The sequence below is a fragment of the Prevotella sp. PTAC genome, assembly GCF_013166535.1.
GTDB lineage: Bacteria > Bacteroidota > Bacteroidia > Bacteroidales > Bacteroidaceae > Prevotella.
Genome location: NZ_JABKKK010000025.1, coordinates 1 through 7,073 on the forward strand (window position 1 = coordinate 1; position 7,073 = coordinate 7,073).

Annotated in this window: 6 protein-coding genes and 1 pseudogene; all 7 read left to right on the forward strand. The window is 47.0% G+C overall.

From position 1 onward, the window contains the following. On the forward strand, positions 1-263 hold a 263-nt coding region (locus HPS53_RS12345), incomplete at its 5' end, for a transposase (RefSeq protein ID WP_172206502.1). Between the two features lie 358 nt (positions 264-621). After that, positions 622-1,851 (forward strand): site-specific integrase, encoded by a 1,230-nt coding sequence (locus HPS53_RS12350; protein ID WP_172206504.1) that lies wholly within the window; start codon positions 622-624, stop codon positions 1,849-1,851. Beyond that, positions 1,848-2,222, forward strand: a complete 375-nt coding sequence (locus HPS53_RS12355; RefSeq protein ID WP_172206506.1) for a hypothetical protein — start codon at positions 1,848-1,850, stop codon at positions 2,220-2,222. Before HPS53_RS12350 ends, HPS53_RS12355 begins: the two co-directional genes overlap by 4 nt. Before the next feature lie 306 nt (positions 2,223-2,528). After that, the gene (locus HPS53_RS12360) at positions 2,529-3,734 is read left to right on the forward strand and encodes a primase-helicase family protein (protein ID WP_172206507.1); all 1,206 of its coding nucleotides are present in this window, start codon (positions 2,529-2,531) and stop codon (positions 3,732-3,734) included. Positions 3,735-3,987: 253 nt separating this feature from the next. Next, the gene (locus tag HPS53_RS12365) at positions 3,988-4,953 is read left to right on the forward strand and encodes a toprim domain-containing protein (RefSeq protein ID WP_172206508.1); all 966 of its coding nucleotides are present in this window, start codon (positions 3,988-3,990) and stop codon (positions 4,951-4,953) included. A 215-nt stretch (positions 4,954-5,168) separates the two neighbouring features. Further along, a complete protein-coding gene (gene mobV, locus HPS53_RS12370; protein ID WP_172206509.1) occupies positions 5,169-6,464 on the forward strand; it encodes a MobV family relaxase in 1,296 nt (431 codons plus the stop codon). 346 nt (positions 6,465-6,810) lie between these two features. After that, a pseudogene (locus HPS53_RS12375) lies at positions 6,811-7,073 on the forward strand (hypothetical protein); the annotation flags it as partial.

Consider the following 7,073-nt stretch of genomic DNA (forward strand, 5'->3'; position numbering starts at 1 on the left):
TGGCCCGTCAGTCGGGTCCGCAGGATCCAAAACGCCACATATCGAAGAAAGGAAACTCGACAATCCGATCCATGCTCTACATCTGCGCGATGTCTGCCATACGTTTCAATCCCAAGATGAGAGAGTTCTATGACCGGATTAAGAAATCCAATCCGTCAGGGAAAGTGGCCCTTGTCGCCGTCATGCGCAAACTCCTGATTCTGATGTATTCAGTCTGCAAATCCAAGAAACCTTACGACCCGGAACACTCCACTAAAAACTGACAGATAAAAAAATAGGCCGGTGATAACACTCGGCCTACACGGGATGGGCGATTCCATATCGGAATGCGTCCTCCATAACTATGCGCAAATTTACAAAGAATCTCTGGAATAACCGAGAAAAGAGGTTGAAATGTCACTGAAATGACTATCATTAAAGCATTTACAGTGCCAAATGACGCCAACCGTAAAAAGCGGGAAACGCAAAGGAAAGCAGTTCTATGAAGCAGGAAGGTTTTCAAATCGTTACCCGAAATGAGATGCATTTTTAACGCTCTCTTCATTGATTGCTCCGTTCTGCTCCGATTTGCTTATCAAGGTCTAACTCGTTGAGTAATAACTTTGCAAACAAAAAACGAGTATGGCAAGAAGTACATTCAAAGTGCTGTTCTACGTGAACGGCAGCAAGGAGAAAAACGGCATTGTTCCCATCATGGGACGAGTGACAATCAACGGGACTGTGGCGCAGTTCAGTTGCAAGCAGAGTATCCCGAAAACGCTTTGGGACATCAAGGGCAACCGAGCCAAAGGCAAGAGCAAGGAGGCACGGGACATCAACCTCGCTTTGGACAACATCAAGGCGCAAATCATCAAGCACTACCAACGCCTGTCCGACCGTGAAGCGTTCGTTACGGCAGAAATGGTGCGCAATGCCTATCAGGGTATCGGTAGCGAGTACGAGACATTGCTCAAAGCATTCGACCGTGAAAACGAGGTGTTCAAGAAGCGTGTCGGCAAAGACAGGGTAATGGCAACCTACCACTCAAGAGTGAGGGCAAGAAACCATGTGGCAGCGTTCATCAAGTCTTTCTACAGACGGACGGATATGTCCATGTTGGAGATTACGCCCGACTTCATCAAGGAGTTCGCAGCCTACCTCTCAACGGAAGCAGGACTGCACAACGGGACGATATGGGAAAAGTGCATGTGGCTGAAAGGCGTTGTCATGCGTGCGCACTTCAACGGACTGATACCGAGAAATCCGTTTGCCCAATTCCACATCAGCCCGAATGTAAAGGAGCGTGAATACCTGACGGAAGACGAACTGAAAGCGTTGATGACGCACGAGTTCGGGGATGCCAAACTGTCCTATATCCGTGATATTTTCGTTTTCGCCAGCTTTACCGCCCTCTCTTTCGTGGACATCAAGGAACTGACCAATGACAGTATCGTGGAAGTGAACGGTGAGAAGTGGATATTGTCCAAACGGCACAAGACAAAAGTACCGTTCCAAGTGAAACTGCTGGATATACCCTTGCAGATAATAGAGCGTTACCGACCTTTACAGGAGGATAACCTCGTGTTCCCCAATCTCAACTACTGGTCTATCTGCAAACCGCTGAAAAAGGTGATGAAAGAGTGCGGGATAACAAAGGACATCTCGTTTCATTGCGCAAGACATGGGTTCGCGACCCTTGCTTTGAGTATGGGTATGCCGATTGAAAGCGTGAGCCGTGTTTTGGGACACACGAACATAGTCACGACCCAAATCTACGCCAAAATCACAACGCAGAAATTGGATAACGACCTTACCATGCTCGGCAACAGGCTGAACCAATCGTTTAACAATGTATCAATGGCAGGACAATGAAAAGGAATATCATCAAAATCACAGAACACGGTACGATAACTATACCGAGTGAAACGGTATGGATGAGCGAAGCGGAACTTGTCAGCCTGTTCGGTGTCATTGCTCCATCCGTCCGTGCAGCAATCAAAGCAGTATATAAAAGCGGAATACTGAAAGAGCATGAGGTGCAACGGTATATCCACCTATCGGACAAAATCGGTATGGATATTTACTGTCTTGAAATGGTTGTCGCTCTCGCTTTCCGCATCCACTCATACGGAGCAGAACGAGTACGGAATGCCGTAATTGAAAAGTTGTACTTGCGAAAAGAGAAAACAAGCATCTTCTTTTCGCTGGGTAATTGCATAAAATCATCTGAATATCAAGCGTAAAGTGTGTTAGAATGACGACATGAAGTAATGAAACCGATGCGTATTCCCATTGCCAACGATGTATCCATATACATAATTGAGTAGGCGCATTGCCATTCATTCATACGAATGCGACAATCCCGAAGAAGCACCCCTCTATAACGGTTGTTTCTTCGGGATTTTTATTGTTATGTTCTCCGATATACTGCAAGTTTTTCATTCCGTGTGTTTTTTGCGCCATTCTGCCGTGATTTGCGTATCAAGGTTTCAAACGGCTCACTCTAACTTTGCACACGATTATTTATCAACCATTTAAGCATATGGACAATGAGTAAATCAGACATCAGCAAGGAGGAGTTTATCCGAGTGGGTACAACCCTCTACAAGTTAGTGAACCAGCCCCGACTGAACGGCGGCTATGTGAAGAAACGCATCGTGTGGAACAACGAGACCCTGCGGCAGGACTACGGCAAGCACTTTCTCGCCACCGTCCCCAAGTATGACGGTTTCTGCACGATTCCCGACCATGTGAATTACCGTCCGATAGTGGACAAGTTCCTGAACCTCTATGAACCGATAGACCACCGACCGCAGGAGGGTGTCTTTCCCTCTATCCAATCTTTGGTACGGCACATCTTCGGGGAGCAATACGAGTTGGGCATGGACTACCTGCAACTGCTCTACTTGCACCCCATTCAAAAGTTACCAATCCTGCTGTTGGTATCGGAAGAACGCAACACGGGCAAAAGCACGTTCCTGAACTTTCTGAAAGCCTTGTTTCAGAACAACGTGACATTCAACACCAACGAGGACTTCCGCAGCCAGTTCAATTCCGATTGGGCAGGCAAACTCCTTATTGTGGTGGATGAAGTGTTGCTTAGCCGCAGGGAGGACAGCGAACGGTTGAAGAACCTAAGTACCACACTCTCCTACAAGGTGGAAGCCAAAGGTAAAGACCGTGACGAGATAGCGTTCTTCGCCAAGTTCGTGCTGTGTTCCAACAACGAGTATCTGCCCGTCATCATAGACGCAGGGGAAACACGCTATTGGGTGCGGAAGATAGACCGCTTGCAGTCGGACGATACCGACTTCCTGCAAAAACTGAAAGCGGAAATACCTGCTTTCCTCTACCATTTGCAGCACAGGCAGCTATCCACCGAGAAAGAGAGCCGTATGTGGTTTGCCACGTCACTGCTGCACACCGAAGCCTTGCAGAAGATTATCCGAAGCAACCGCAACAGATTGGAGATTGAGATGTGCGAACTTATACTTGATATCATGGCAAGTATGGGTGTCGACACTTTCTCTTTTTGCTGCAATGACATTCTCACATTGTTGGCAAACTCGTATGTCAAAGCGGAGAAGCACCAAGTAAGAAAGGTATTGCAGGAGTGTTGGAAGCTCACGCCTGCACCGAACGGACTTACATACACCACCTACCAACTGAACTACAATCGGGAGTGTCGGTATGAGCCGATAAAGAGAGTGGGACGCTTCTATACCGTCACAAGGCAGCAACTCGAAACGCTGTAACTCCATTGTCTTTTTGTTGAATTGTTGAATATGGATATAATCCTACTGATAATAAACAATATACGCTCTCAATAAAATCTCAACAGACCAAAAGAGAAGTTGAGCATAAAGCCCCGACCTATTGTTGGTTTCTCTTTTGGCGAGTGGTTTGTTGAGCGGATGTTGAGAATATATCTATATGGATATAAGTATCTTACATATACCATTCAACGAATCAACGATTTTCATCCACCATTAAAACCATAGGAAGATTATGACTACACAGGAAGCAAAGAAGATACATATCGCAGACTATCTGCAAAGTTTGGGCTACAACCCCGTCAAGCAGCAGGGCAAAAGCCGTTGGTACAAATCACCGTTCAGGGAGGAAACGGAAGCATCGTTCAAGGTGAACACCGAACTCAACCAATGGTACGACTTCGGAACAGGCAAGGGCGGCAACATCATCGCTTTGGCGCAGGAGCTTTACGGTTCGGACTATGTGCCTTACCTGCTTGGCAAGATAGCGGAACAAGCACCGCACGTCCGTCCCGTGTCTTTCTCTTTTCGCCAGCAGGCATCCGAACCGAGTTTCCAACATTTGGAAGTGAGAGAACTCACGCACCCTGCATTGCTCCGTTACTTGCAGGAGCGTGGAATAAACACCGCATTGGCGCAAGCGGAATGTAAGGAACTGCACTTCGTCCACAACGGTAAACCCTATTTCGCCATAGGGTTCCCGAATGTGGCTGGAGGATATGAGGTGCGCAACCGTTTCTTCAAGGGCTGCATCGCCCCGAAGGACATCACTCATATCAGACAACATGGCGAACCGAGAAACGTGTGCTATCTATTCGAGGGCTTTATGGATTACCTCTCGTTCCTTACCATCAGAGTGAAGAACAATCCACAATATCCACGATTGACAACGCAGGATTATATCATATTGAACTCCGTTTCCAATCTCGCAAAGGTGGAAAGCCTATTGGCAAACTATACACAGTTTGGCAGTTACCTTGACAACGACACGGCAGGACGGAACGCTTGCGAGACCTTGAAAGCGAAGTTCGGAGAACGGCTACTTGACAAGTCGCTATACTATCGTGAGTACAAGGATTTGAATGACTACCTATGCGGTAAGACCTTGTTCCAATCGGCAGAACCGATAAAACAGGAGAAGCGAGTCCAATCCGCAAGGCGGATGATACAGCCACCGAAAAAGCGAGGGATGAAAATGTAGGAAGAGGATGCTTGTAGCGACACGGATATTTGCTAACGGAAAATACCATAGCTCATTAGGGCGTTTTCTTCACGCACCGCTGCGCTAATGCTAAAAACGCCCCAATGAGCCGAAGGGGTTACCCCCTCTGGACACCCCCGTTTTCATGCGGCACGACCGCAACGGACGGGAATGAACAAACAAGTTTGTAGAACCTATAAAAATAAAAGACAAAAATGGGATACATAAGCATCCAATTCAACAAGGCGAAAGGCTCGGCGGACACGGGCGCGTCCGACCACATCGAACGCAAAACCGTCCCCAAGAACGCCGACCCTACACGCACCTGCCTCAACCGTGAGCTGGTGGACTTCCCCGATGGCGTGACAGACCGCACCGGAGCAATCAACCACCGCATCCGCACGGCAGGCATCAAGAGGAAGATAACGCCCGACCAAGTGAGGGCAATCCGCATCGTGCTTTCAGGCACGCATGAGGACATGATGAAAGTGAAGGACGAGGGCAGACTGAACGAATGGTGTGTCGACAACCTGCAATGGCTGCACCGCACTTTCGGACGGGAGAACACCGTTTCGGCAGTCCTGCACATGGACGAGCATACACCGCACATCCACGCCACGGTCGTACCGATTGTAACGGGCGAGCGCAGGAAAGCGAAAAAGAAGCAACAGGCAGAGGGCAAGCGCACCTACCGCAAGAAAACGGATGCCATTCGCCTGTGCGCCGATGACGTGCTGACACGTGAGAAGCTGTCAGCCTATCACGACAGCTACGCCGAAGCAATGGCGAAATACGGCTTGCAGCGTGGCATCCGTGGCTCGGAGGCACGGCATACCACCACCGCCCAATATTACCGTGATTTGAAGCGGCAGACGGGAGAACTTGAAGCCAATGTGCAGCAGTTGCAAACGGAAAGACAACAGGCGGAACAGAAACTTGACGAGGTGAAGCAAGGAATCAAGTCGGAAAAACTGGAAGCCGCTAAGACCGAGGCGAAAGCCGCACTCGTGGCAAAGGTCGGTTCTCTTTTGGGTGGTGGAAAGTTGAAAGCGGAAAGGGAAGGGTTTCAACAACGCATCGCAGAACTTGAAAATAAAAATGCAAGATTAGAGCAATATATCAAGCAGATGGAACGTGAACACCAAGCCCAATGCATCAAGTTCAGTGAGTATATAGACAAGGTAAAACGATACTTCCCTCATGTGGATAAATTGTTGCCCTTGATAGACTTCTGCCGTAATACGCTGCACTTCTCCGAACAGATTATCCAAGAATTGTGCAAGTTGAAGAAAGTGAAGTTGAAAGGTGATTTTTATTCACCCGAATTTAACCGTAAATTCCATGCAGAAGGTGCGGCTTTCTCGTTTGAAGAAGATAAAAGCAGAACTGGACATTTCCGAATATGCGTGAATGATATTCCGCTTGTGCAATGGTTCCGGCAGAAGGCGCATGAATGGAGAAACGGTTTTGGGATTACTACCCAAAAGCAAAGTAATGGGATGAAAATTTAATGCACGCGCATAAATCCCACTCAAACAGTCTCAAAAAGTAAAGAAAATCATTCAATGAAAGGAATTTATCAAGGATTTTAGCTACTTTTGCAATTGGATTGGGGAAGCCCTTTCCGAGACATAGAAAAAGAAGAAGCGTTATGCTTATCTTGTAGAACGGAAACCTGAGAAATTTCTGAATTGTGTACAAGGGTAGCATAGTGGTTCTCACGCTATAGCGTGGGCTGCTATTACTACATCTGTACACAGGGTTTTCTCAGGACCTCCGAACTAAGACGTAGCATCGCAGTGCCACGCTTCGTGTTTTGGATAAGTGTCAATAATTATCATTAAAATAGTGAACATTATGAAGAATGTTATTACCTTACTATCCTGTGCAGTTGCATTAGTTATGACTTCTTGCACACTCTCTAACGAGGAAAAAGCTGAGAAGTTGGTTAAAGAGACGCTTAAAGACTATCTCTATCACCCAGATTCTTATGAACCAATATCAACAAAAGTTGATAGTATGTTCATTGATGTAACTACTATTGAACCTATTATGAAAATTAGTGAGGACATCAAAGATTTGATGTCTAAAATAAACAGATGTAAAATGAAAGTCGAATC